At 65.2% G+C, this 23,398-nt stretch carries 19 protein-coding genes and 9 tRNA genes; 8 read left to right on the top strand and 20 right to left on the bottom strand.

Going from position 1 to position 23,398, the window contains the following annotated elements; genetic code table 11:
- The first annotated feature begins 22 nt into the window (after positions 1-22).
- Entirely contained in the window at positions 23-2,434 is a 2,412-nt protein-coding gene (gene ppsA, locus DEO45_RS03500; RefSeq protein ID WP_114340918.1) for a phosphoenolpyruvate synthase, read from the top strand.
- Between the two features lie 11 nt (positions 2,435-2,445).
- Here the strand turns inward: ppsA and DEO45_RS16685 are convergent, their stop codons facing one another.
- Complete coding sequence (locus DEO45_RS16685; RefSeq protein ID WP_223250771.1) at positions 2,446-3,096, bottom strand: GlxA family transcriptional regulator; 651 nt, start codon at positions 3,094-3,096, stop codon at positions 2,446-2,448.
- 472 nt (positions 3,097-3,568) lie between these two features.
- Between DEO45_RS16685 and DEO45_RS03510 the strand changes: the two genes are divergently transcribed.
- The 3 genes from DEO45_RS03510 (at position 3,569) to DEO45_RS03525 (ending at position 5,767) form a co-directional block, all read left to right on the top strand.
- Positions 3,569-4,369 (top strand): sterol desaturase family protein, encoded by an 801-nt coding sequence (locus tag DEO45_RS03510; protein WP_114340919.1) that lies wholly within the window; start codon positions 3,569-3,571, stop codon positions 4,367-4,369.
- A gap of 269 nt (positions 4,370-4,638) precedes the next feature.
- Positions 4,639-4,728: transfer RNA gene (locus DEO45_RS03515), tRNA-Ser, on the top strand.
- Between the two features lie 337 nt (positions 4,729-5,065).
- Entirely contained in the window at positions 5,066-5,767 is a 702-nt protein-coding gene (locus DEO45_RS03525) for a PP2C family protein-serine/threonine phosphatase (RefSeq protein WP_114340921.1), read from the top strand.
- Between the two features lie 16 nt (positions 5,768-5,783).
- Here the strand turns inward: DEO45_RS03525 and dnaQ are convergent, their stop codons facing one another.
- The 3 genes from dnaQ to DEO45_RS03540 are packed head-to-tail and all read right to left on the bottom strand — an operon-like array spanning position 5,784 to position 7,650.
- Positions 5,784-6,494, bottom strand: a complete 711-nt coding sequence (dnaQ, locus tag DEO45_RS03530) for a DNA polymerase III subunit epsilon (RefSeq protein WP_114340922.1) — start codon at positions 6,492-6,494, stop codon at positions 5,784-5,786.
- Positions 6,491-6,934, bottom strand: coding sequence for a ribonuclease HI (gene rnhA, locus DEO45_RS03535; RefSeq protein WP_114340923.1), 444 nt, complete (start codon positions 6,932-6,934; stop codon positions 6,491-6,493). The genes dnaQ and rnhA overlap by 4 nt, the downstream gene beginning before the upstream one ends.
- A 29-nt stretch (positions 6,935-6,963) precedes the next feature.
- The gene (locus DEO45_RS03540) at positions 6,964-7,650 is read right to left on the bottom strand and encodes a class I SAM-dependent methyltransferase (RefSeq protein ID WP_114340924.1); all 687 of its coding nucleotides are present in this window, start codon (positions 7,648-7,650) and stop codon (positions 6,964-6,966) included.
- A gap of 253 nt (positions 7,651-7,903) precedes the next feature.
- Between DEO45_RS03540 and gloB the strand changes: the two genes are divergently transcribed.
- Positions 7,904-8,668, top strand: coding sequence for a hydroxyacylglutathione hydrolase (gene gloB / locus DEO45_RS03545; RefSeq protein ID WP_114340925.1), 765 nt, complete (start codon positions 7,904-7,906; stop codon positions 8,666-8,668).
- 188 nt (positions 8,669-8,856) lie between these two features.
- A complete protein-coding gene (locus DEO45_RS03550; RefSeq protein WP_114340926.1) occupies positions 8,857-9,822 on the top strand; it encodes a transglycosylase SLT domain-containing protein in 966 nt (321 codons plus the stop codon).
- A 74-nt stretch (positions 9,823-9,896) separates the two neighbouring features.
- On the opposite strand, the gene DEO45_RS03555 is transcribed toward DEO45_RS03550, so the two are convergent.
- The 16 genes from DEO45_RS03555 to rlmE all read right to left on the bottom strand — a co-directional run bounded on the left by DEO45_RS03555 (position 9,897) and on the right by rlmE (position 22,640).
- Positions 9,897-11,798, bottom strand: coding sequence for a SurA N-terminal domain-containing protein (locus DEO45_RS03555; RefSeq protein ID WP_114340927.1), 1,902 nt, complete (start codon positions 11,796-11,798; stop codon positions 9,897-9,899).
- Between the two features lie 142 nt (positions 11,799-11,940).
- Positions 11,941-12,017: transfer RNA gene (locus tag DEO45_RS03560), tRNA-Asp, on the bottom strand.
- Positions 12,018-12,026: 9 nt separating this feature from the next.
- Positions 12,027-12,101: transfer RNA gene (locus DEO45_RS03565), tRNA-Val, on the bottom strand.
- Positions 12,102-12,120: 19 nt separating this feature from the next.
- Complete coding sequence (locus tag DEO45_RS03570; RefSeq protein WP_007511239.1) at positions 12,121-12,393, bottom strand: HU family DNA-binding protein; 273 nt, start codon at positions 12,391-12,393, stop codon at positions 12,121-12,123.
- A 349-nt stretch (positions 12,394-12,742) separates the two neighbouring features.
- Positions 12,743-15,217, bottom strand: a complete 2,475-nt coding sequence (lon, locus tag DEO45_RS03575; protein ID WP_114340928.1) for an endopeptidase La — start codon at positions 15,215-15,217, stop codon at positions 12,743-12,745.
- 172 nt (positions 15,218-15,389) lie between these two features.
- Positions 15,390-16,682, bottom strand: a complete 1,293-nt coding sequence (gene clpX / locus DEO45_RS03580) for an ATP-dependent Clp protease ATP-binding subunit ClpX (protein ID WP_114340929.1) — start codon at positions 16,680-16,682, stop codon at positions 15,390-15,392.
- Between the two features lie 109 nt (positions 16,683-16,791).
- The gene (gene clpP / locus DEO45_RS03585) at positions 16,792-17,421 is read right to left on the bottom strand and encodes an ATP-dependent Clp endopeptidase proteolytic subunit ClpP (protein ID WP_114340930.1); all 630 of its coding nucleotides are present in this window, start codon (positions 17,419-17,421) and stop codon (positions 16,792-16,794) included.
- Between the two features lie 38 nt (positions 17,422-17,459).
- Positions 17,460-18,752, bottom strand: a complete 1,293-nt coding sequence (gene tig / locus DEO45_RS03590; protein ID WP_114340931.1) for a trigger factor — start codon at positions 18,750-18,752, stop codon at positions 17,460-17,462.
- 92 nt (positions 18,753-18,844) lie between these two features.
- Positions 18,845-18,929, bottom strand: a tRNA-Leu gene (locus DEO45_RS03595).
- A 273-nt stretch (positions 18,930-19,202) separates the two neighbouring features.
- Positions 19,203-19,278, bottom strand: a tRNA-Lys gene (locus DEO45_RS03600).
- A gap of 20 nt (positions 19,279-19,298) precedes the next feature.
- Positions 19,299-19,375 (bottom strand) — tRNA-His (locus DEO45_RS03605).
- Between the two features lie 13 nt (positions 19,376-19,388).
- Positions 19,389-19,465 (bottom strand) — tRNA-Arg (locus DEO45_RS03610).
- 24 nt (positions 19,466-19,489) lie between these two features.
- Positions 19,490-19,566 (bottom strand) — tRNA-Pro (locus DEO45_RS03615).
- Between the two features lie 177 nt (positions 19,567-19,743).
- Positions 19,744-19,820 (bottom strand) — tRNA-Arg (locus DEO45_RS03620).
- Positions 19,821-20,034: 214 nt separating this feature from the next.
- Positions 20,035-21,993 (bottom strand): ATP-dependent zinc metalloprotease FtsH, encoded by a 1,959-nt coding sequence (gene ftsH / locus DEO45_RS03625; RefSeq protein WP_189339670.1) that lies wholly within the window; start codon positions 21,991-21,993, stop codon positions 20,035-20,037.
- A complete protein-coding gene (rlmE, locus tag DEO45_RS03630; protein ID WP_114340933.1) occupies positions 21,990-22,640 on the bottom strand; it encodes a 23S rRNA (uridine(2552)-2'-O)-methyltransferase RlmE in 651 nt (216 codons plus the stop codon). Before rlmE ends, ftsH begins: the two co-directional genes overlap by 4 nt.
- A gap of 81 nt (positions 22,641-22,721) precedes the next feature.
- Between rlmE and DEO45_RS03635 the strand changes: the two genes are divergently transcribed.
- The gene (locus DEO45_RS03635) at positions 22,722-23,018 is read left to right on the top strand and encodes a YhbY family RNA-binding protein (RefSeq protein WP_114340934.1); all 297 of its coding nucleotides are present in this window, start codon (positions 22,722-22,724) and stop codon (positions 23,016-23,018) included.
- The gene (locus DEO45_RS03640; RefSeq protein WP_114340935.1) at positions 23,018-23,395 is read left to right on the top strand and encodes an Mth938-like domain-containing protein; all 378 of its coding nucleotides are present in this window, start codon (positions 23,018-23,020) and stop codon (positions 23,393-23,395) included. Before DEO45_RS03635 ends, DEO45_RS03640 begins: the two co-directional genes overlap by 1 nt.
- Positions 23,396-23,398 lie beyond the last annotated feature (3 nt).

The raw sequence follows: 23,398 nt of genomic DNA on the forward strand, positions 1-23,398 counted from the left end.
GAGCTTCCTTGAGGAGACACCCTTGAACGACCTGGTGCTTTGGCTCGACCAACTGCGCATGACCGACCTTGGCAAGGTCGGCGGCAAGAATGCCTCGCTCGGCGAGATGATCGGCAACCTGGCCAAACTAGGTGTCTCGGTGCCCGGTGGTTTCGCCACTACCGCCAGCGCTTTCCAGCAGTACCTGGAAAAGAGCGGGCTGGCCAGGCGCATCCAGGATCGACTGGCCACGCTCGACGTCGACGACGTCGACGCCCTGGTGGCGGCAGGCAAGGAAATCCGCGGCTGGATCGTCGACACCGCCCTGCCCGCCGAACTCGAACAGGCGATCCGCGACGCCTACGCCAAACTGTGCAAGGACGCGGCTCCTGTTGAAAAGTCCGGCGATCAGGGACGATCGCAAAAGTATCCTGACATCGCCGTGGCGGTGCGCTCCTCCGCAACTGCCGAAGATCTGCCCGACGCCAGCTTCGCCGGCCAGCAGGAAACCTTCCTCAACGTGGTCGGCATCGACGACGTGCTGCACAAGGTGAAGGAAGTCTTCGCCTCGCTGTACAACGACCGCGCCATCGCCTACCGCGTGCACCAGGGCTTCAAGCACGAGGATGTATTCCTCTCCGCCGGCGTGCAGTTGATGGTGCGCTCGGACGTGGGCGCCGCCGGCGTACTGTTCACGCTGGACACCGAATCCGGCTTCCGCGACGTGGTGTTCGTCACCGGCAGCTACGGCCTCGGCGAGATGGTCGTGCAGGGCGCGGTCAACCCCGACGAGTTCTACGTGTTCAAGCCCACGCTGAAGGCCGGCAAGCCCGCCCTGCTCCGCCGCAGCCTCGGCGCCAAGCAGCTGCGCATGGTCTATTCCAGCGCACCGGGCGAGCGGGTGAGAACCGAAGACACTCCGGCCGAACTGCGCAACCGCTTCTGCGTCAGCGATGCGGACGTGCAGGAGCTGGCGAAGCAGGCTCTGGTCATCGAGCAGCACTATGGCCGCCCGATGGACATCGAGTGGGCGAAGGATGGCCACACCGGCAAGCTGTACATCGTGCAGGCACGTCCGGAAACGGTGAAGTCGCGCGCCCACGCCACCCAGCTCGAGCGCTTCCACCTCAGCGAGAAAGGCAAGGTGCTGGCCGAAGGCCGTTCGATCGGCCAGAAGATCGGCGCGGGCAAGGCGCGCGTGATCCGCTCGCTGGCCGACATGAACAAGGTGCAGGCCGGCGACGTGCTGGTGGCCGACATGACCGACCCCGACTGGGAGCCGGTGATGAAACGCGCCTCGGCGATCGTCACCAACCGCGGCGGCCGCACCTGCCACGCGGCGATCATCGCGCGCGAGCTGGGCGTGCCCGCTGTGGTCGGCACCGGCAACGCGCTGGAGCTGATCCCGGACGGAGCCGAGGTCACCGTGTCCTGCGCCGAGGGCGACACCGGCACGATCTACGAAGGCCACCTGAAGTTCGAGCGGATCACCGCCGACCTCGGCGCAATGCCCGACGCGCCGCTGAAGATCATGATGAACGTGGCCAATCCCGAGCGCGCGTTCGACTTCGGCATGCTGCCGAACGCCGGCATCGGCCTGGCTCGCCTGGAGATGATCATCGCCAGCCACATCGGCGTGCACCCGAAGGCACTGCTGGAATACGCGAAGCAGGACGCCGAGACCAGGACCCGCATCGACGAGCGCATGGCCGGCTACGCCGACCCGGTGTCGTTCTACGTCGACCGCCTCGCCGAAGGCATCGCCACCATCGCCGCCTCGGTCTATCCGAAGCCGGTGATCGTGCGCCTGTCCGATTTCAAGTCGAACGAGTACGCCGGCCTGGTCGGCGGCTCGCGCTACGAGCCGCACGAAGAGAACCCGATGATCGGCTTCCGTGGCGCCAGCCGCTACGTCGACCCGAGTTTCGCCGAGGCGTTCGGTCTGGAGTGCAAGGCGGTCAAGCGCGTGCGCGAAGTGATGGGCCTGGACAACGTATGGGTGATGATCCCCTTCGTGCGCACCCTGGGCGAAGGCCGCAAGGTGGTCGAGGTGCTGGCGAAGAACGGCCTGAAGCAGGGCGAGCACGAGCTCAAGGTCATCATGATGTGCGAGGTGCCATCGAACGCCCTGCTCGCCGACGAATTCCTCGATATCTTCGATGGCTTCTCGATCGGCTCGAACGACCTCACCCAGCTCACCCTGGGCCTGGACCGCGACTCCAGCATCGTCGCCGGCCTGTTCGACGAGCGCGACCCGGCGGTGAAGAAACTGCTTGCCATGGCGATCAAGACCGCCCGCGCCAAGGGCAAATACGTCGGCATCTGCGGCCAGGGCCCCAGCGACCATCCTGACCTGGCCGAGTGGCTGATGGACCAGGGCATCGAGTCGGTATCGCTCAACCCCGACACCGTGGTCGACACCTGGCTGCGGCTGGCCAAGAAGAAGGCCGGCTGAGCCACGCCTCGTCAGACCGTCGTCAACGAGCGCCGCATCGCCCCGAAGCGGCGCCGGTACTGGACCGGCGCAAGCCCGACCTTGCGCCGAAACAGCCTGCCGAAAAAGCCCGCGTCCTCGTAGCCGACCGCGTTGGCGATCGCTTCGACCGGCTCGTCGCCGGTCTCGAGCATCTGCTTGGCCTCCTCAAGGCGCAGCGTGTGAACATACTCGAGCGGCGACAACCCAGTGGCGCGCTGGAAGCGCCGCTTGAACGTCCGTTCGGGCAGTTCGCTCAGGCGCACCATCGCGGCAACCGGCGCCGGCTCCTGGTAGTGCTCCGCGATCCAGACCTGGCAGCGCGCGATCACCGCATCCCCCGACTGGCGTGAGCGCGCCAGCCGCGCGTACGGCTGCTGGCCGACCGCATGCCATTCGACGAGATTCATGCGCGCCGTGTCCATGGCCTGCTCAATGCCGGCGAGGCGGGAGATCAGGTACAGCGCGAGATCGGACCACGAAGTACCTCCCCCGGCCATGACCAGGCGATGCCCTTCGCCGGTGACGACCAGCGCATTCTCCGGGCGCATCCGGATGCGCGGATGGCGCCGCGCGATGCCGTCGGCGAAAGCCCAGTGAGTGGTCGCATCGTAGCCGTCCAGAAGACCGGCCTCGGCAAACAACAGGGCTCCCGAGCAGGCCGAGGCGAGCACCGCTCCGCGCGCATGGCAATCCTTGAGCCAGGCGATCTCGGCCGCGAAGCGGTCGCGGTCAAAAGGTCGCCCGGATCGACCGCCAGGTCGGGAACGACAACGACGTCGGGGCAGCCGATGCAATCGATCGTCGTTTCCGGCGTCACTTGCACGTCGTTGACGATCGGGAACGAGCCTTCGCGCGTGGCGACGACAACGGGGCGCACGACGCCCGGCCCCGCATCGCCGCCGATGGCCATGTTCCAGTCGCGGCCGGCAGAGCGGAAGAGGTCGTACATGCCGTAAAGGACCGATGCCGAGGTCTCGGGCACGGCAAGGATCGCGATCATGGGTTGCCGGGCTGCGGTCATGGCCGATCCGTCCGATTCGCTGCCGAAATGGCTGGGGGCGCTGGCTGTCGTGCGCGCTATCGTAACCCGTACCAGGCAAACCGGAGGTTCCCATGCCCACGCCGATTGAAGTCCTGCTCGATCCGATCTCCCTGACCGTTTTCGCCATCTACGCGACGCTGATCCTCTGTGAGCATTTCTTCCCGGCGCGCGAGCTGCCCCGGGCGCCGGCATGGCGAATTCGCGGACTCGCCGCATTCGCGCTCTTCTTCGCGCTGTCCATATACCTGCCTCTACTATGGACCGAGCACCTGTTGCCGTGGCAGCTCTTCGACCTCAGCCATCTGGGCACTGCGACCGGCGCCCTCGTCGGCGTCCTCGTCTACGAATGCATCGGCTACTTCTACCACCGCGGCATGCACGCCTCCGACCTGCTCTGGCGCATCCTGCACCAGATGCACCACAGCGCCGAGCGCGTCGATGCCTGGAGCGCGTTCTGGTTCCACCCGTTCGACATGATCGGCTGGACGGTCGTATCGAGCCTCGCGCTGACGCTCGTCGTTGGCCTGTCCGCGTCCGCAACGACGGCTTCCCTGCTCGTTTTCACGCTGCTGTCGATCTTCCAGCACACCAATGTGCGCACGCCGCGCTGGCTTGGGTATATCGTCCAGCGCCCCGAGAGCCATTCCTGGCACCACGCACGCGGGCGGCACCGCAACAACTATGCCGACCTGCCGCTGTTCGACATCCTGTTCGGAACCCTCGACAACCCCGGTGACTTCGCCCCGGCGACGGGGTTCTACGACGGCGCCTCGTCGCGCCTCGGCGACATGCTGCTGTTCCGCGAGGTATCCACGAATCCGCTTAAGCACGGAAACCCGGGGGAGCCGGCTTCGCCGCACCCGACAAAGTAGCCGTGATCCGCGTCGGGTCACGCCGCAACATGTCGGCATCCGTGGCGGGTCCCGGCGACCGCCTCTGACCTGGCTGGGTAGCTGATGGACCACGAGCATCGAGCCGGCATCCCCAGCGAGGGCATTACGCTCGACACTTGGCTGCGGCCGGCGAAGAAAAGGCCGGCTGCACCGCCCATCCGGTCGTGGCGGCAGGCGACGACCCTGCTTGTCACGACCGGAAGCACCGCGTAAACTTGCCGGCTCGCGCGGGCCACGCGCACCCCTTCGGAGAGGTGGCAGAGTGGTCGAATGTACCTGACTCGAAATCAGGCGTACGTGTAAGCGTACCGTGGGTTCGAATCCCACCCTCTCCGCCAGAAAAGCAAAACGCCCCCTCGTGGGGCGTTTTGCTTTTCTGCTGGTGACGGCTGGATGAGAGCCCACTGGTTCGACAAAATTGCCTGGAGCAATTTTGGACAGCCACAAGCTAGTCCTGAAGCGCGCAGCAGGAGAGGGTGAGCCCCATGGATGGGGTGAACAGAAGTTCGTCCGAAACGAATTTGGACAATCGCAGGCCAGCCCCGCGGCGCGCGAAGAGGTTAGGCTCATGGATGAGCCTAGCAATCCCGTCCGTGCTGCATACCGTTGCGACCGCTTTTGCACCCGTCCCCAACATCCGTCATGCTCCCCCACACCCATCCTGCCCCGGCTCCCATGATCGAATTCGGACACGGCACCCACGTCGGCCTGCGTCGCACGCGCAACGAGGACACCTACTACGCCGACGCCTCGCTCGGCCTGTTCCTGGTCGCGGACGGCATGGGCGGGCACCAGCATGGCGAAGTCGCATCGGCCCTGGTGCGCGACACCGTGGTCGAGCTGGTCGGCCGCGGGCAGAGCCTGGTCGAGGCGATACACGCCGCCGCCGGACGGCTGCTGGCGCAGACCCGGCACAGCATCGACGTGCTGCCGATGGGCACCACGATTGCTGCGCTGCGGACGAGCGACGGCGGCTACGAAGTCGCCTGGGTCGGCGACAGCCGGATCTACCTGTGGAAACAGGGCTTGCGGCAGATCAGCCATGACCACTCGCTGGTACAGGCGCTGGTCGAGGCCGGGCGGCTCGACCCGGCACAGGCATCGCAGCATCCCCAGCGCAACGTGCTGACCCAGGCGCTCGGCGTGACCACTGCCGAACAGTTGCACATCGGCATGGCCCGCGGCCAGCTGGAGTCGGGTACGACCTTCCTGCTGTGCAGCGACGGGCTCACCGAAAACGTCAACGACACGACGATCGCGCGCACGATTGCACGCTCCGAACTGGCTGCTCAGGAATGCGTGGATCAGTTGCTGCTGGATGCGCTCGACGGTGGCGGCGACGACAACATCACCGTGCTGATCGTGCGTTCCCGCTGAGCCTGACGCTGCGCGTTCAACCCAGCCGCCGCCACACGCTCTGCCCATCCGCACTGTTCTTGTCCAGCGCATCCAGCCGTTGCTCGTGCGCTGACAACTCGTCTGCCGAGGCACGCAGCACTCGCGGCCGGGCATGCAGCACCGCAGGCGCCGTCACTACCGAGTCGCGCTGCTCGGCCACCCTTTCGAAGCCGAGGTCGAAGGCCACCTGCCCCGAGGTCATCGCCAGGTACACGTCGGCCAGCAACTGGGCGTCGATCAGGCCGCCATGCAGGTCGCGCCGCGAGTTGTCCACTCCGAGCCGCTTGCACAGCGCGTCAAGGCTGTTGCGCTGTCCGGGATAGCGCTCGCGCGCCATGGCCAGGGTATCCAGCACGCTGCAGCGGTCGGCGATCCGGCCTGCGTCTTTGCCCAGACGCGCCAGTTCGGCATCGAGGAAACCGATGTCGAAGCTGGCGTTGTGGATGATCAGTTCCGCGCCGTCGATAAAGGCCAGGAACTCCTTCACCACCTCCGCAAAGCGCGGCTTGTCGAGCAGGAACTCATCCTCGATGCCGGTCACCAGGCGGGCGCCTTCATCGATCGCCCGATCCGGGTTCAGATAGGTCTGGTAGTGGCGGCCGGTGAGTCGGCGCTCAACCAGTTCGACGCAGGCGACTTCCACCAGCCGATGGCCCTGGCGCACTTCCAGGCCGGTGGTTTCGGTATCGAGAACGATCTGCCTCATGCCCTGCCCTTCATCAGCTCGGCCTGGTCGCGCGCGGCCTGGTCGACCCGTTCGTTCTCGATATGGCCGTTGTGGCCCTTCACCCACTGCCAGCGCACCTGGTGGGCACCGACTGCATCGGACAGGCGCTGCCACAGGTCCTGGTTCTTCACCGGCTTCCTGTCGGCGGTACGCCAGCCGTTCGCACGCCATTTCGGCATCCATTGCTCGATACCCTGCATCACGTAGCGCGAGTCGGTGGTGAGGGTCACCCGGCATGGCCGCCTCAATGCCTCGAGCGCACCGATCGCCGCCATCAACTCCATGCGGTTGTTGGTGGTGGCCGGCTCACCGCCGGACACCATGCGCTCGCTGCCCATCGCGCGCAACAGTGCGGCCCAGCCGCCTGGACCCGGATTGCCCAGGCAGGCGCCATCGGTAAACGCTTCCACTTCACTCATTCATCGTTGTCCAGGTATTCCATGAAAAATCACACCGCCGAACTGCGCCGGGTGCCGGGCGACAACCGGTTGCCGGCCGGCACGGCCACCGGCACCGGCCTGATCCGCAACGGCGTAGCCATGCGACGCCGCTTGCGCGCCATCAGCACATAGCCGCCGCCCCAGGGACTGACCGGAGCCGCCGTGTGCGCTGCAAGACCAGGCCACATGCGGCCCACCCGCTGCACCTGTTCGACCTCCAACCCGGCCTGCCGCAGCCAGTGCCCGAGACGCCATGGCATCTGCAGGGCGAACCGCCTGCCGCGCGCGCGCCAGTGGAACCAGGGCGACCAGCCACCGAGCGGATGCACGCCGGTCAGTACCAGCACACCGCCCGGCGCCAGCACGCGGACCGCCTCGTCGAGCATGGCCGACGCGTCCGAGGCCTGCTCCAGTGCGTGCCGCAGCAAGACCAGCTCGAACGCGTCGTCGACGAACGGCAACGGCTCGTCCGCCGCCGCCAGCAGGTCGCCACGGTAACGGCCATGCGCCAGCTGCAGCACGGTCCAGCAACCGAGCATCGGCAACGCCGGCGGTACGTCGTCGGCGAACGCGCCCAGCAGCAGCGCATGCGTGCCATAGCAGCGCTGCAGTTCCGGCATCAATGCGCGCCGCTGTTCATCCAGCAACCGACGCAAGGGCGCACTGGCGTAGATGTCGTCATCGCGATGATGCATGCAACCGGCCTTTCTTCTGTAGCGAGAGTGTAGCGGCTGGCGGGATGCGGCAGCAGGTCGCAGGCGGAACGGAACTGCCGCACGCTGCTGAATGGCTGCGCGGTCGGTTAACGTTCTGCTAACGAGCCGACCATGGCACCACTTTATAGTCGACCGCCTCATGCGCGCCCAGGACGGCTGCGTCTGTCGTTGACCCCGGAACCGGCATCCCCGGATTCCGTCCGGATGTTCCTCGAACGCAGCGGAGCCCGCCTTGCACCTTGTCCCGTTACCGGCCCTGGCCGACAACTACATCTGGCTGCTGCACGACGACGCGGGCAATGCCGTCGTCGTCGATCCGGGTGATGCAGCCGTGGTCGAGCGCGCGCTGACCGAGCGCAGGCTGCAATTGCGGGCGATCCTGCTGACCCATCATCACCATGACCATATCGGCGGCGTTCCGGCGCTGCGCGCGCGCCACGACGTGCCGGTATACGCACCCGTCGACGAGCGCATCGGCGAGGCGACCGTGCGGGTGCGTGACGGCGACCTGGTCGAACTGGCCGCACCCTCCGTGCGCTTCGAGGTGGTGGCCATTCCCGGCCACACACTCAGCCACATCGCCTACGTCGGCGCAGGTCTGCTGTTGTGCGGAGACACCCTGTTCAGCCTGGGCTGCGGCCGCCTGTTCGAAGGCACGCCGGCACAGATGCTCGCTTCGCTGGATCGCCTGTCGCAGCTGCCGGGCGAGACGCTGGTCTGCGGCGGCCATGAGTACACCGAGGCGAATGGCCGCTTCGCCCGCACCGTCGAGCCGGCCAATCCCGAGCTGCAGCGACGGCTGCAGGAGGTCGCTCGCCTGCGCGCGGAACATCGTCCCACTCTGCCGGTGCGCCTCGCCGGCGAGCTGGCCACGAATCCGTTTCTGCGTGTCGACGGCAGCGAAGTCGCCGAATGGTGCCGGCGACATGCCGGCGGCGATGACCGGGTCGCCCGTTTTGCCGCCGTACGCTCCGCCAAGGACGGATTCCACGGATGAGAAAGCCCCTGCGATGCCTGCCGCCGCTGCTGGCGGTCCTGCTTGGCGCGTGTGCCAGCATGCCTTCACCCAGGCAGCCTGCGGTTGAAAGCCCGCCGGCAGCGTCAGTCAGCCAACCTACCGCCAAGTCCGTGCCCGCACCCGCACCGCAGGCCGACATCTGGGAGCGACTGCGGGGCAGCTTCGCCATGGCCGACTGCGATGCCGACCCCGCAATCATGGCCTGGGCCTCGCGCTATACCCGCAACCCGAAGCAGTTCGAGAGCCAATTGCGGTCCGCCTTGCCGCACCTCGCCTATGTGCAACAGGTAGCCGGCCAGTACGACGTCGCCGGTGAATTCGTACTGCTGCCCTGGGTGGAAAGCCATTTCCATCCGGCTCCAACCGGCAAGCGGCACCGTTCGGCCGGCATGTGGCAGCTGATGCCGGTGACAGCCGGCGCCATGGGCTTGCGCGTCGACCGCCAGTATGACGGCCGCCTGGACGTCCCGGCTGCTACCCATGCGGTGATGAAATTGCTGGAGCGGTACCACGACCAGTTCCACGACTGGCGAGTGGCGGACTATGCCTATAACGCCGGGGAATTCAGCGTGCGCAGGATCGTTCGCAGCCACGGCATGCCGGCGGAGCGGCCGGTGATTCCGGACTGGCCGGTGCGCAAGGTGACCCGCGAGCACCTGGCCAAGCTGCTGGCCATCGCCTGCGTGGTGCGCGAGCCGGCACGCTTCCATGTGAGTCTGCCGAGCCTGCCGGACCAGGAACATCTGGTGAAGACGGCCATTTCCCATTCCATGCCGATCACGCAGGCCGCCGACCACGCCGGCATGCCGGCGGATGCGCTGAAGCAGCTCAACCCAGCGTTCCGCGGCAGCACGATCGACGCCGGCGCCGCCTCCTACCTGCTGCTGCCCGCCAGCCATGCCAAGCAATTCCGCGAGGCCATGCCGGCGCAGGCCAGTGACGTCTCCAGCGGCGGCAAAGGCCCTGCGGGCGCACAAACAGCGCCAAGGACCCATACCGTCAAGCGCGGTGACAGCCTGTGGCAGATCGCACGCGACTATGCAGTGGGCGTCGGCCAGTTGCAGCGCTGGAACCGGTTGCAGGGGCAGGCGCTCAAGCCCGGCCAGGTGTTGCAGGTCAGCGCGGCGAACTGATCCTGCGTGTCGCGCTCGAACGAAGGGGCGGCCATGGCCGCCCCTTCGTTCGCAATGCCGACGACGCGGTATGCCTACATCAGCTTCTCGTTGACCTTGATCTCGGTCTTGGCCCTCAGCTGGCCGATCAGCTCGCGCGTCGCCTCGTAGCCATAGGCCTGGGTCATCTGCTGGCGCAGGGTATCGCGCTGTTCCGCCGGCACCTTGGACAGGTCACCGTCCTGCACCTTGTCCACGGCCAGCAGCACATAGCTGCCGTCCTGCATGTCCACCACGGCGTACTGCGGCTTGCCCGCCGCGGGATGCGGCAGCAGGAACGCCTGCGTCAGCAGCGGCACCGGCATCTGGCCGTGGCGAACCACTTCGTTGGCCGTGGTGACGCTGGCATTCAGCGACTTCGCCACGTCCTCCATCGATACGCCCTTGCGCAAACGCGCGAGTGCTTCATCCGCCTGCTTCTTCTCGACGCCGGCGATGCGCTCGTCGATGATCTTCTGCCGCACGTCGTTGCGGACCTGGGCCAGCGGCTTGGCCACCGCCGGCACGTGCTGGTCGACGTGGATCACCACCGAGTGATTGTTGCCCAGATCGATCAGGTTGGAGTTGTTGCCCTGTACCAGCACGTCGTCGCCGAAGGCCGCAGCGATCACCTTGGGATTCCCCGCCAGGCCTTCGCCGCCCTTGCGCGAGAACAACGCAGTGGTCTTGATCGGCAGCTTCAGTGCCACCGATGCCGGCTCCAGCGAGGTCGGGTTCTGGTAGGTGTTGTCGGACATCTTGCCCGCGACTTCGTTGTACGTGCGGTCGCGTTCGGCCGCGGTGGCTTCCTTCACCAGCTGGTCGCGCACTTCCTCGAACGGCTTGGATTCACCGCTGCGGAGGTCGCGCAGCCAGATGATGTGGTAGCCGTCCGTCGACAGCACCGGCTTGGAGATCTGCCCCTTCTGCAAGGCGAACAACGCGGAGTCGAAGGCCGCGCTGGTCACGCCTTTCTCCAGCCAGCCGAGGTCGCCGCCCTGGCGCCGCGAACCCAGATCCTGCGAATCCTGTTCGGCCAGCTTGGCGAAGTTCCCCGGATTGACTTCCGCCGCGATCTTCTCGGCCTTGGCCAATGCGGCCTTCTGCTGCTCCGGCGTGGCATTGGCCGGCACGTCGACCAGAATGTGCGAGGCGAGCCGCTGTTCCGGCTGCACGAAACGCTGCTTTTCGTTCGCATAGCGCTTCTTCAGTTCTGCATCGTCCGGTGCGGCCGCCAGCGGCAGCTCCGCGCCATTGACCTCGATGTACTTCACCGAGACCTGCTCGGGGTTCATGTAGTCGGCCTGGTGCGCCTTGTACCATGCCGCGATCTCGGCATCGCCGACCGCGCTGTCGGCCAGTGCGGGGCGCGGCAACTGGAAGTAGCGCAGATCACGACGCTGGGTCAGCAAGCCAAGGAAACGGTCGATCTGCGCGTTGCCAACGATGGTGCTGTCGTTGATCGCCGATGGCAGCAACTGGACAGCCAGCGACGAGCGGACCTCGTCCTCGAACATCCCCGGCGTCTTGCGCTGGCTGGCCAGCCAGGCGCGGTAGCTGGTGCCGTCGAACTGGCCGTTGAGCTGGAACGCCGGGATCGCGGCAATGTAGTCGCGCATGGCCAGGTCCGATACCCGCAGCCCCCAGTCGGCATTGGCCTGCAGCAGCAATTGCTCGTCGATCATCCCGTCCAGGATGCGATGCTTGGTCTCGGGCTTCTCGAAAATGCTGGAGTCGAAATGCTCGCCCTGCTCGGCGCTGGCCTGCTGCCGCAGCTGGTTGACCCGGTCCTGGAAAGCGCGCTGGTCGATATCGTGCTTGCCGACTTTCGCCACGTACGAGCTGTCACGCGACGTGAAGTAGCTCTCCATGCCGAACAGCGACATCGCCAGAACAGCGAGACCCAGAACAATGATGGACGGCCATCCGTGCATCTTGTTTCGCATTGCCTGCAGCATTGAAATCTTCCCGCAAGATGGTGAAGCCGCATGAAGCGCGTGGCGCGCGGTGCCGCCGCGCCGACCTGCATCCGTCCGATACACGATACGGACACGCGCTGCTCAAATGACAAGGGCGCCACTCGGGCGCCCTTGCGAACTGTGGCGGAGTGGACGGGACTCGAACCCGCGACCTCCGGCGTGACAGGCCAGCATTCTAACCGACTGAACTACCACTCCGCATTTTTCTGGTGGGTGCTGTAGGGATCGAACCTACGACCATCGCCTTGTAAGGGCGGCGCTCTACCGCTGAGCTAAGCACCCGAAACCAAGCGTTAGCCGCTTAGTTTAGGGCATCCTTGAGGGTCTTGCCAGCCTTGAACGCAGGCACTTTCGAGGCCTTGATCTTGATCGCTTCATTGGTGCGCGGATTGCGGCCGGTACGCGCGGCGCGCTTGCGCACAGTGAACGTGCCGAAGCCAACCACCGAGACATCCTCGCCCTTCTTCAACGACTTCTGCACGGTCTCGAAAAAGGCTTCGAGCGCACGGCCCGCATCGGCCTTGGTCAGCTCGGCCTTCTCGGCGATGGCATTGATAAGATCGGTTTTATTCATTGAAAAACTCCCTTGTTCGATTTCGCCTGACGCAGTCGTCCGCGAGGACGAGACAACGACGGCATGGATGGCTGGCTCGTGACTAACGCCGTAACGCAACCCCGCATCGCTGCGCTGAATGAAGTAACGCCGGGATTGCGGTATCGCCTTTATACCAGTGCCCTGCCGGAATCCGCAACACAAGCCACAGCAACGTTTCTGGAAGATTCGCGGCCTGCGAAACCGCTTGCAAAACAGGTAACGGAGGACTAGGCGAAGAACTTCGCCGACCCGCGGCGAAAACGGCAGAACCTGCCCTGCCGGAGCAGGACAGGTTCATGCGGGTACGGCAAGCAACGATGCGATCGGCTCAATGCGTGAGCGAATGCGCTTCCGTCGATTCGCCAGTCACCGCAGCCGGTGTCTCCGCCTTGGCCGGATTCGGCCGCAGCGGATGCTCCAGCGCGATGTCCAGCACTTCGTCGATCCAGCGCACCGGATGGATCTCCAGCGACGAGGTGATGTTGGCCGGCATGTCGGCCAGATCCTTCTTGTTGTCCTCCGGAATGATCACCGTAGTGATGCCACCGCGATGCGCCGCCAGCAGTTTTTCCTTGAGACCGCCGATCGGCAGCACGCGTCCGCGCAGGGTGATCTCGCCGGTCATCGCCACCTCGGAGCGCACCGGCACCTTGGTCAGCGCGGACACCAGCGCGGTGCACATGCCGATGCCGGCGCTGGGGCCGTCCTTCGGCGTGGCGCCCTCGGGCACGTGTACGTGGATGTCGAATTTCTGGTGGAACTCCGGGTCGATGCCCAGCCGGTCGGCGCGCGCGCGCACCACCGACAGTGCCGCCTGGATCGACTCCTTCATGACGTCGCCGAGTTGGCCGGTATGCACCAGCCGGCCCTTGCCGGCCACCACCGAGGCCTCGATGCTGAGCAGCTCGCCGCCGACCTGGGTCCAGGCCAGCCCGGTGACCAGGCCCACTTCGTTCTGCAGCTCCTTGCGACCGAAATCGAAGCGGCGCACGCCCAGGTAATGGTCGAGGTTGGCCGAATCCACCTTGACGCTGCCGGGAGCGGCCTTCGCCTTGGCTTTGCCCGCCCTCGCCGATGCCGCTTTCGTCTTGCTCTGCTTCACCTGGCCCAGGGCCAACTCCTTGACCACCTTGCGGCAGATCTTGGAAATCTCGCGCTCCAGGTTGCGCACGCCCGACTCGCGCGTGTAGTAGCGCACGATGTCGCGCAGGGCGTCGCCGGTGACGCTGAGTTCCTCCGGCTTGAGACCATTCGCCTTGAGCTGCTTCTGCAACAGGTATTTCTGCGCGATCCCGAGCTTCTCGTCCTCGGTATAGCCGGGGATGCGGATGACCTCCATGCGATCCAGCAACGGGCCGGGGATGTTCAGCGAATTTGCGGTGGCGATCCACATCACCTCGGACAGGTCCAGGTCGACCTCGAGGTAGTGGTCGTTGAACGCGTGGTTCTGCTCCGGGTCGAGCACTTCCAGCAGCGCGGACGACGGATCGCCGCGGAAGTCCATCGACATCTTGTCGATCTCGTCCAGCACGAACAGCGGGTTCTTGGTGCCGACCTTGTTGATGTTCTGCACGATGCGCCCCGGCATCGAACCGATGTAGGTGCGTCGATGGCCGCGGATCTCGGCCTCGTCACGCACCCCGCCTAGGCTCATGCGCACGAATTTCCGGTTGGTGGCCTTGGCGATCGACTGCCCCAGCGAGGTCTTGCCCACGCCGGGCGGCCCGACCAGGCACAGGATCGGCCCCTTCATCACGGATACGCGCTGCTGCACGGCAAGGTACTCGAGGATGCGATCCTTGACCTTTTCCAGGCCGAAGTGATCGGCGTCGAGCACTTCCTGGGCCAGTTGCAGGTCCTTGCGTACCTTGCTGCGCTTCTTCCACGGCACGCCGATCAGCCAGTCGAGGTAATTGCGCACCACGGTGGCCTCGGCCGACATCGGCGACATCTGCTTGAGCTTGCCGAACTCCTGCCGCGCCTTGGTCAGCACGGCCTTGGGCATGCCGGAGCCCTCGATCTTCTTCTGCAGCTCCTCGATCTCGTTCGGACCATCCTCGCTGTCGCCCAGCTCCTTCTGGATCGCCTTCATCTGCTCGTTGAGGTAGTACTCGCGCTGGCTCTTCTCCATCTGCGACTTGACCCGGCCGCGGATGCGCTTCTCCACCTGCTGCAGATCCATCTCCCCATCGACCAGGCCGATCAGCAATTCCAGCCGCTGGCCGACGTCGGCGGTCTCCAGCACCTTCTGCTTGTCGGCCATGCGCACGGACAGGTGCGCGGCGATGGAATCGGCCACGCGCGACGGATCGTCGATCCCGGACAGGCTGGCCAGCACCTCCGGCGGCAGCTTGCGGCTCTGTTTGACCAGCTGTTCGAACAACGAGATCAGCGTGCGCGAGACCACGTCGAGCTCACGTTCCTTGGTGTTGTAGACCGGCTCGATCACGCGCGAACGGGCGGTCAGCATGCCGCCTTCTTCCTGGAAATCCTCGATCGCCACGCGCGACTGGCCCTCGACCAGCACCTTGACCGTGCCGTCGGGGAGTTTCAGCAGCTGCAGCACACCGGCCAGCGTGCCGATCTGGTGCAGGTCGGAGGCCTCCGGGTCGTCGATATCCGGGCTTTTCTGCGCGACCAGCAGGATCTGGCGCTCGCCTTCCATCGCGCGCTCCAGTGCGCGCATGGACTTGTCGCGACCGACAAACAGCGGGATGACCATATGCGGGTAGACCACCACGTCGCGCAACGGCAACACCGGCAGAGCGTCCAGCACGACAGGAAGGGGGGCGTTCTTGGCCATGGGGAAGGGGTCCCTCGGAATTCGGATCTGGGTGCGTCCCGACACTGCGCCGGGCGTCTCAACTCGTCAAGTGGAGGCGGCCGGATGCCGACTCAAGGCATGCAGGCCGCCGAAAACAAAACGGCCCCGGCGAATCCGCCGGAGCCGTCGTCGCGACAGTCGGAGCGAACGGTCAGGCCGCGTCGCCGCTATCGCCGGCCACACGCTGCTGCAGGCTGCCACGGTAGATCAGGTAGGGCTCGGCCTGGCCTTCGATCACCGCGTCATCCACCACCACCTTGCTGACGTGTTCCAGCGAAGGCAGCTCATACATCGTGTCCAGCAGCACCTGCTCCAGGATGGTGCGCAGGCCGCGTGCGCCGGTCTTGCGCTTGAGCGCCTTGCGGGCGATCGCCTGCAGCGCCTCGGGGCGGAACTCCAGCTCCACCTCCTCCATCTCGAACAGCCGCCTGAACTGCTTGGTGACGGCGTTCTTCGGCTCGGTGAGGATCTTCACCAGCGCCGCCTCGTCCAGCTCGTCCAGCGTGGCCACCACCGGCAGGCGCCCGACGAATTCGGGGATCAGGCCGAATCGCACCAGGTCGGCCGGCTCCACGTCGGCCAGCACCTTGCCCAGGTTCTCGGTGCGCTCCTTGCTGCGCACCTCGGCCGAGAAACCGATGCTGGTGTTCTCGGAACGCTGCTGGATGACCTTTTCCAGTCCGGCGAACGCGCCGCCGCAGATGAACAGGATGTTCTTGGTGTCGACCTGCAGGAATTCCTGCTGGGGATGCTTGCGCCCGCCTTGCGGCGGCACCGAGGCCAGCGTGCCCTCGATCAGCTTCAGCAGCGCCTGCTGCACGCCTTCGCCGGATACGTCGCGGGTGATCGACGGGTTCTCGCTCTTGCGCGAAATCTTGTCGATCTCGTCGATGTAGACGATGCCCGACTGCGCCTTCTCGACGTCGTAGTCACACTTCTGCAGCAACTTCTGGATAATGTTCTCGACGTCCTCGCCCACGTAGCCGGCTTCGGTCAGCGTGGTGGCGTCGGCGATCGTGAACGGCACGTTGAGCAGGCGCGCCAGCGTTTCGGCCAGCAGAGTCTTGCCCGAACCGGTCGGGCCGATCAGCAGGATGTTGGACTTGCCCAGTTCGATGTCGTCGCTCTTCTGGCGCGACTCGATCCGCTTGTAATGGTTGTATACCGCCACCGCCAGCGCCTTCTTGGCGCGGGTCTGGCCCACCACGTACTGGTCCAGCGATTCGCGGATCTCCTTGGGCTTGGGCAGCTGGGTACGGCCGGAAGCCGCCTTTTCCTCCAGTTCCTCGCGGATGATGTCGTTGCACAGCTCAACGCACTCGTCGCAGATGAACACGGACGGACCCGCGATCAGCTTGCGCACTTCATGCTGGCTCTTGCCGCAGAAAGAGCAATAGAGAATCTTGCCGCTGTCGCTGGAACGCCCCTGCCGGTCGTCGCTCATACTTTCGATCCCGCTGGTAAATCTGTGTGCGTTGCGAGAATAGCACAGGGCTCCGCGTCTGCCTGCAGACGCGGAGCCCGTTCCGCAACCCTGGGGTCCGACCCGGAAATCAGGCCGATTTCACCGTTTCGCCGGCCCGTTTGTCGAGCACCTCGTCGATCAACCCGTAAGCCTTGGCGTCGACCGGGCTCATGAAGCGGTCACGCTCCATGTCCTGCTCGATCTTCTCCAGCGGCTGTCCGGTGTGCTGGACATACAGCTTGTTCAGGCGTTCGCGGATATACAGGATCTCGCGCGCCTGGATCTCGATGTCGGTGGCCTGGCCCTGCGCGCCGCCGGAAGGCTGGTGGATCATGATGCGCGAGTTCGGCAGGGCGAAACGCTTGCCCTTGGCGCCGGCCATCAACAGGAACGAGCCCATGCTGCAGGCCTGGCCGATGCACATCGTGCTGACGTTCGGCTTGATGAACTGCATGGTGTCGTAGATCGCCAGGCCAGCGGTGACCGCGCCACCCGGGCTATTGATGTAGAAGTTGATGTCCTTGTCCGGGTTCTCCGACTCCAGGAACAGCATCTGCGCAACGATCAGGTTGGCGACCTGGTCGTTGACCTCGCCCACCAGGAAGATCACCCGCTCCTTCAGCAGGCGCGAGTAGATGTCGTAGGAGCGCTCGCCGCGAGCGGTCTGCTCGACGACCATCGGTACCAAATTGAGGTTCTGGATCGGATCCATGGCCATGTTTGCAGCTCTCCGCTTGATGGGCCTGGCGAAATCGCTCAGGCGTTGACCGGGCGCATCACGTCGTCGAAGCTCAGGTCCTGCTGGGTGGTCCTGGCGTGCTCCGCCACCCACTCCGCCACCTGGTCTTCCATTACGCGATTCTGCAGCCCGGACATCAGTTGGGGGTCGCCGTTGTAGAGTTCAATGACCTTCTCCGGCTCCTCGTAGGTCGAGGCGATCGCCGCCAGCTGCTCGGCCACGCGCTTGCGGTCGATCTTGATCTCGCGATTGCGGGCGATTTCACCCATCAGCAGACCGGCAATCACCCGCTTGCGTGCGATCGGCATCGCCGCATCGATCAGCTGCGGAGGCGGCTGCTGGCCCTGCGGCACGCTGCCGGCGGCCAGATTGCGCGCCTCGGACTGCACCATCTGTCGCGGCACGTCCAGCGCGGCGTGCGCATCGGCCAGCTTTTCGGCGACCTCGGACTTCAGGCGGCCCATCAGCGCCGCCTTCAACTCCCGCTCGAGGTTCGCACGGACTTCCTTGCGGAACGCCTCCAGATCGCCGTCGGCAATGCCGAACAGCTTGACGAAGTCGGCATCGACCGCCGGCAGCTTCGGTTCCTGCACCTTGATGATCCGGAAGCCGACCTTGGCGGACTTGCCCGCCAGCTGCTCGTTGCGGAAATCCTCCGGGAAGGCGATCTCGGCATCGAAACCGTCGCCGGCCTTGTGGCCGGTCAGGGCTTCGTCGAGCGCCTTGAACAGGGTGCCCGAACCCAGCACGCTCCCGGCACGCTCCAGGCCCTCGGCCGGGAAGCGGTAGTCGCCGACTTCGGCCGAGTACTCGAACATCACGAAATCACCCTCGGCCGAAGCGCGATCCACCTCGTCGAAGCTGCGGCGCTGCTGGCGCAGGGTTTCCAGCATCTTGTCGATATCGGCATCGGTCACCACCGCCACCGGGCGGGTGATCTCGAGGCCGGCGACATCGATCTCGGGGAACTCCGGCATGATCTCGAACGTCGCGGTATAGGCGATCTCGCCGTTCTCCGGCTTGCCGGTGGTGTCGATGGCCGGATTCGCGATCGGCTGCAGCTTCTCCTGCTGCACCGCCTCGCGCAGCGTGCTGCCGATCAGCTCGGACAACACCTCGCCCCGCACCTGGTCGCCGAAACGCTGCTTGATCACCGTCGTCGGCACCTTGCCCGGGCGGAAGCCCTTCAGGCGAACCGTGCGGCCCATCTCCGCGATGCGCGCGCTCACCTGCGTCTCGAACCGCTCCGCCGGAAACTTCACCGTGAGCTTGCGCTCGAGCGTGCCGATGTTCTCAACCGAAACCTGCATGACGTCTCCTGGTACTACCTGATGTTGTGGGCCCGCTACAGGGGCCCTGGCGACAACGGTCGCCTGCAAAAACTAAGGAAACCAGCGGGACATGGTGCGAAAGGGGGGACTCGAACCCCCACGGGGTTAACCGCCAGAACCTAAATCTGGTGCGTCTACCAATTCCGCCACTTTCGCCTCGCCATCCCCGCCAGACGTACGTAACTACAGGATTCCCAACCCGATTGCCACCTGCCGGGAGAATCCGGCAGAGGCCCGGCCCTGTCGGTCGCGCCCGTCTAAGTCGATGATTCCCTTATACGAAAGCGGACCATTTTACGGTCGCCCCACGGTGCAGCACAAGCGCATGGCTCCGGTCGCCGTACAGCTCCGGAGCGCAGCAGGTTGCCCTCGTGCCGCGCGGCACAAAAAGCAAAACGCCGATCGCATGCGATCGGCGTTTTGCCAGATTGGTGGGCCGTGAAGGATTCGAACCTTCGACCAATTGATTAAGAGTCAACTGCTCTACCAACTGAGCTAACGGCCCAGGAAACCTGGGTTTGAAACTGGGGTGGATGATGGGATTCGAACCCACGACAACCGGAATCACAATCCGGGACTCTAACCAGCTGAGCTACATCCACCATCGTTTGATACTGGTGCGCCAGACAGGACTCGAACCTGCAACCGTCGGCTTAGAAGGCCGATGCTCTATCCGGTTGAGCTACAGGCGCAGTCGCTGCAGCAGAACGTGTCGCTGGTCGGGGTAGAGGGATTCGAACCCCCGACTTTTGCGTCCCAAACGCAACGCTCTACCAGACTGAGCTATACCCCGTTTTCGAACCCCGACATGACCCGTCGGAGCCTTGAAATGTTACGGGTGACGCCTTGCCCAGTCAATCCGTATCGAAGCACACCTTGTGACACCGAACCATCGTTTTCGACGCCGGGAATCCATTGCCTTCGTCGAAAACAAAACGGGGCGCAAGCACCCCGTCTCGCTGAATAAAAATGGTGCGCCCGGAGAGATTCGAACTCCCGACCACCTAGTTCGTAGCCAGGTACTCTATCCAACTGAGCTACGGGCGCACTGAAAAAATTTTCTGCCCTGCCACTTTGATGCTCGGCATCGAGGCGGTGAAGCAAGAAGCGGAATTATTCAGACTCCACCCGCTTGCGTCAACCCTTTTTGAAAAATTTCTTCATCGAATCGCATGCTGCGGACCGCTCATGCGAAGAGAGCGGCCTGTGGCCGCCCTCTTCCATCGCTACACCGGGCAACGCCCCGATATCCGAGTCGGGATCAGCCGTCCAGGCCCGTGCGACTCTGCGGCGCCGGATCACCCACCTTGCCCACTGCCGAACCGGCGCCACCCTTCGGCGGCGGTGGCGGCGGCTGCGTACCGGTCGATGCATTCTTGGTCCAGTCCGCCGGCGGACCGGGCACGCGACCGGCCATGATGTCGTCGATCTGGTGCGCGTCGATCGTCTCGTACTGCAGCAAGGCCTCGGCCATGGCATGCAGCTTGTCGAGATTCGCGGTCAGCAACTCCTTGCTGCGCGCATAGGCGCGGTCGAGGATGCCGCGCACCACTTCGTCGATCTTGCTCGCGGTCTCGTTGGAGATGCTCTTGTGCTGGGTCACCGAACGGCCCAGGAATACCTCGTCCTCGTCCTCGCCGTAGGTGATCGGGCCGAGCTCGTCGGAGAGGCCCCACTTGGTCGCCATGTTGCGCGCCATCTTGGTGGCCCGCTCGATGTCGTTGGAAGCGCCGGTGGTGACCTTGTCGGCGCCGAAGATCAGCTCCTCGGCCACCCGGCCGCCATACAGCGAGCACAGCTGCGACTGGATCGCCACGCGATTGATGCTGTACTTGTCGCCCTCCGGCAGGTACATGGTGACGCCCAGCGCGCGCCCACGCGGGATGATCGTGACCTTGTAGACCGGGTCGTGCTCGGGCACCAGCCGGCCGACGATGGCATGGCCGGCCTCGTGGTAGGCGGTGAGCTTCTTCTCGTCCTCGCTCATCGCCATCGAGCGGCGCTCGGTGCCCATCAGGATCTTGTCGCGCGCCTTGTCCAGGTGACTCATGCGCACCTCGCGCGCGTTCTCGCGCGCGGCGAACAGCGCCGCCTCGTTGACCAGATTGGCCAGGTCGGCACCGGAGAAGCCGGGGGTGCCGCGCGCAATGGTCATCGCGTCAACGTCGCTGGCAATCGGCACCTTGCGCATGTGCACCCTGAGGATCTGTTCGCGGCCACGCACGTCGGGCAGGCCCACCACGACCTGGCGATCGAAGCGGCCCGGGCGCAGCAGCGCCGGGTCCAGCACGTCGGGACGGTTGGTCGCGGCGATCACGATGATGCCCTCGGTGCCCTCGAAGCCGTCCATTTCGACCAGCAGCTGGTTCAGCGTCTGCTCGCGCTCGTCATGGCCGCCGCCCAGGCCGGCGCCGCGATGGCGGCCGACCGCGTCGATCTCGTCGATGAAGATGATGCACGGCGCGTGCTTCTTGGCCTGCTCGAACATGTCGCGCACGCGGCTGGCGCCCACGCCCACGAACATTTCGACGAAGTCGGAACCGGAGATCGAGAAGAACGGCACCTTGGCCTCGCCGGCGATCGCCTTGGCCAGCAGGGTCTTGCCGGTGCCGGGCGGGCCCACCATCAGCACGCCGCGCGGAATCTTGCCGCCGAGCTTCTGGAAGCGACCCGGATCGCGCAGGAACTCGACCAGCTCGCCGACCTCCTCCTTCGCCTCGTCGCAGCCGGCGACGTCGCTGAAATTGACCTTGATCTGATCCTCGCCCTGCAGCTTGGCGCGCGAACGGCCGAAGCTCATCGCGCCGCGACCGCCGCCGCCGGACTGCATCTGGCGCATGAACCAGATGAACACGCCCACGATCAGCAGCACCGGCAGCCAGCTGATCAGCAGGCCGATCAGCGAGAAGCCCTCGGACGGGTCCTGGCGGACCTCGACGCCCTTGTCCTGCATCTGCTTGACCACCGCGTTGGTGGAGAAGCCGAGCATCGGCGCGACCGTGCGGAACGGGCTGCCGTCCTTCAGCTTGCCGCTGATGGTCGCCGGCTGGTCGGCGCTGATCGTGGCGGTGGCGACGTTGCCGTTGTCGACACTCTGCACGAACGAACTGTAAGGCAGCTCGGACGAAGCCGCGCCGCGCGGGTTGAAGCTCTGGAACACGGTGAACAGGACCACCGCGATGATCACCCAGAGCAACACGTTTTTCGCTGTTTCATTCATGCACGGTTCTCGCCCGGTGACGCCGCGGCGGGTTTGCGGCCCATCGCCAGCGCATATACCTCACGTGAACGCGCACGCGAGGCCTTAGGTTTACGCATGGTTACGCGGGTGAAGTCCGCACGCAAGCTGCGCAAGTAATCGTCGAAGCCGACGCCCTGGAACAATTTGATCAGGAACGACCCGCCCGGCTTGAGCCACTGCCGACTGAAATCCAGCGCCAGTTCGGCCAGATCCATCGCACGGATCTGGTCAGCCAGTGCCACTCCGCTCATATTGGGGGCCATATCGCACAGCACAAGATCCACCTTCAGCCCCTCCAGGCGGGATTCCAGCTCATGCAGCACGGTTTCCTCGCGGAAATCGCCCTGCAGGAAATCCACCCCGGCGATGCTCTGCATCGGCAGGATGTCCAGCGCGAACACCTTGCCGCTGTCGCCCATCCGGTTGCGCACCAGTTGCGACCAGCTGCCCGGCGCCGCGCCGAGGTCGACCACGTTGATGCCCTGCTTGAGCAGGCGGTCGCGCTCGAGCAGTTCCTCCAGCTTGTACACCGCGCGCGAACGCAAGCCCTCGGCCTGGGCTTTCTTCACATATTCGTCATTGAAGTGTTCACGCAGCCAGACTGCGCTGCTCTTGCTGCGGGCCATGTCGTCACGGTCGCCGATTGGGGAACGGGTTGGCGCATGATACCCTTTGCCGTTCATTTACCGCGAATCGAGCACCGCCGCATGGCCCTTTCCCCCTCGCAGATCCGCTACCTGCGCAGCCTCGCCCACGACCTGAGCCCGGTCATCCTGCTCGGCAACAAGGGCGCCAGCGAAGCCGTGGTGAAGGAACTGGGCCTGGCGCTGGACATCCACGAACTGGTCAAGGTGAAGCTCTCCGGCGGCGACAAGGATGAACGACAGGCCCAGATCGACGTGCTGACCGCCGGCACCGGGGCCGAGCCGATCCACCAGATCGGCCATGTCGTGGTGCTGTTCCGCCGCAACACCGACGAGCCGAAGATCGCCCTGCCACGCTGATGGATCTGTCGCTCGAACGCCCCGAGGGTTACCTCTACATACGCCGCGTCGGCGCACGCAGCGTCACCGTGATCGATCGCGAACTGCTCGCGAGCTTCCTGCTGACACCCGACCAGGCGATCGAGCATTGGCCGGTGACCGCCGCCGGCGCGCTGGACGCCGGCCATGTCGAGACCCTGCTGGCACTGCGCCCGGAACTGGTGATCCTCGGCACCGGCGAACGCCAGATTTTCCCGGCGGCGGCGTTCATGGCGGGTTTCCTGCGCAAGGGCGTCGGCATCGAGGTAATGGACAACGCCGCCGCCGCACGCACCTACAACCTGCTCGCCGGCGAAGGGCGCCGGGTGATCGCCGGTTTCATCCTGCCGCCGGCCTGATGA

The organism is Rhodanobacter denitrificans (assembly GCF_003335105.1).
GTDB lineage: Bacteria > Pseudomonadota > Gammaproteobacteria > Xanthomonadales > Rhodanobacteraceae > Rhodanobacter > Rhodanobacter denitrificans_A.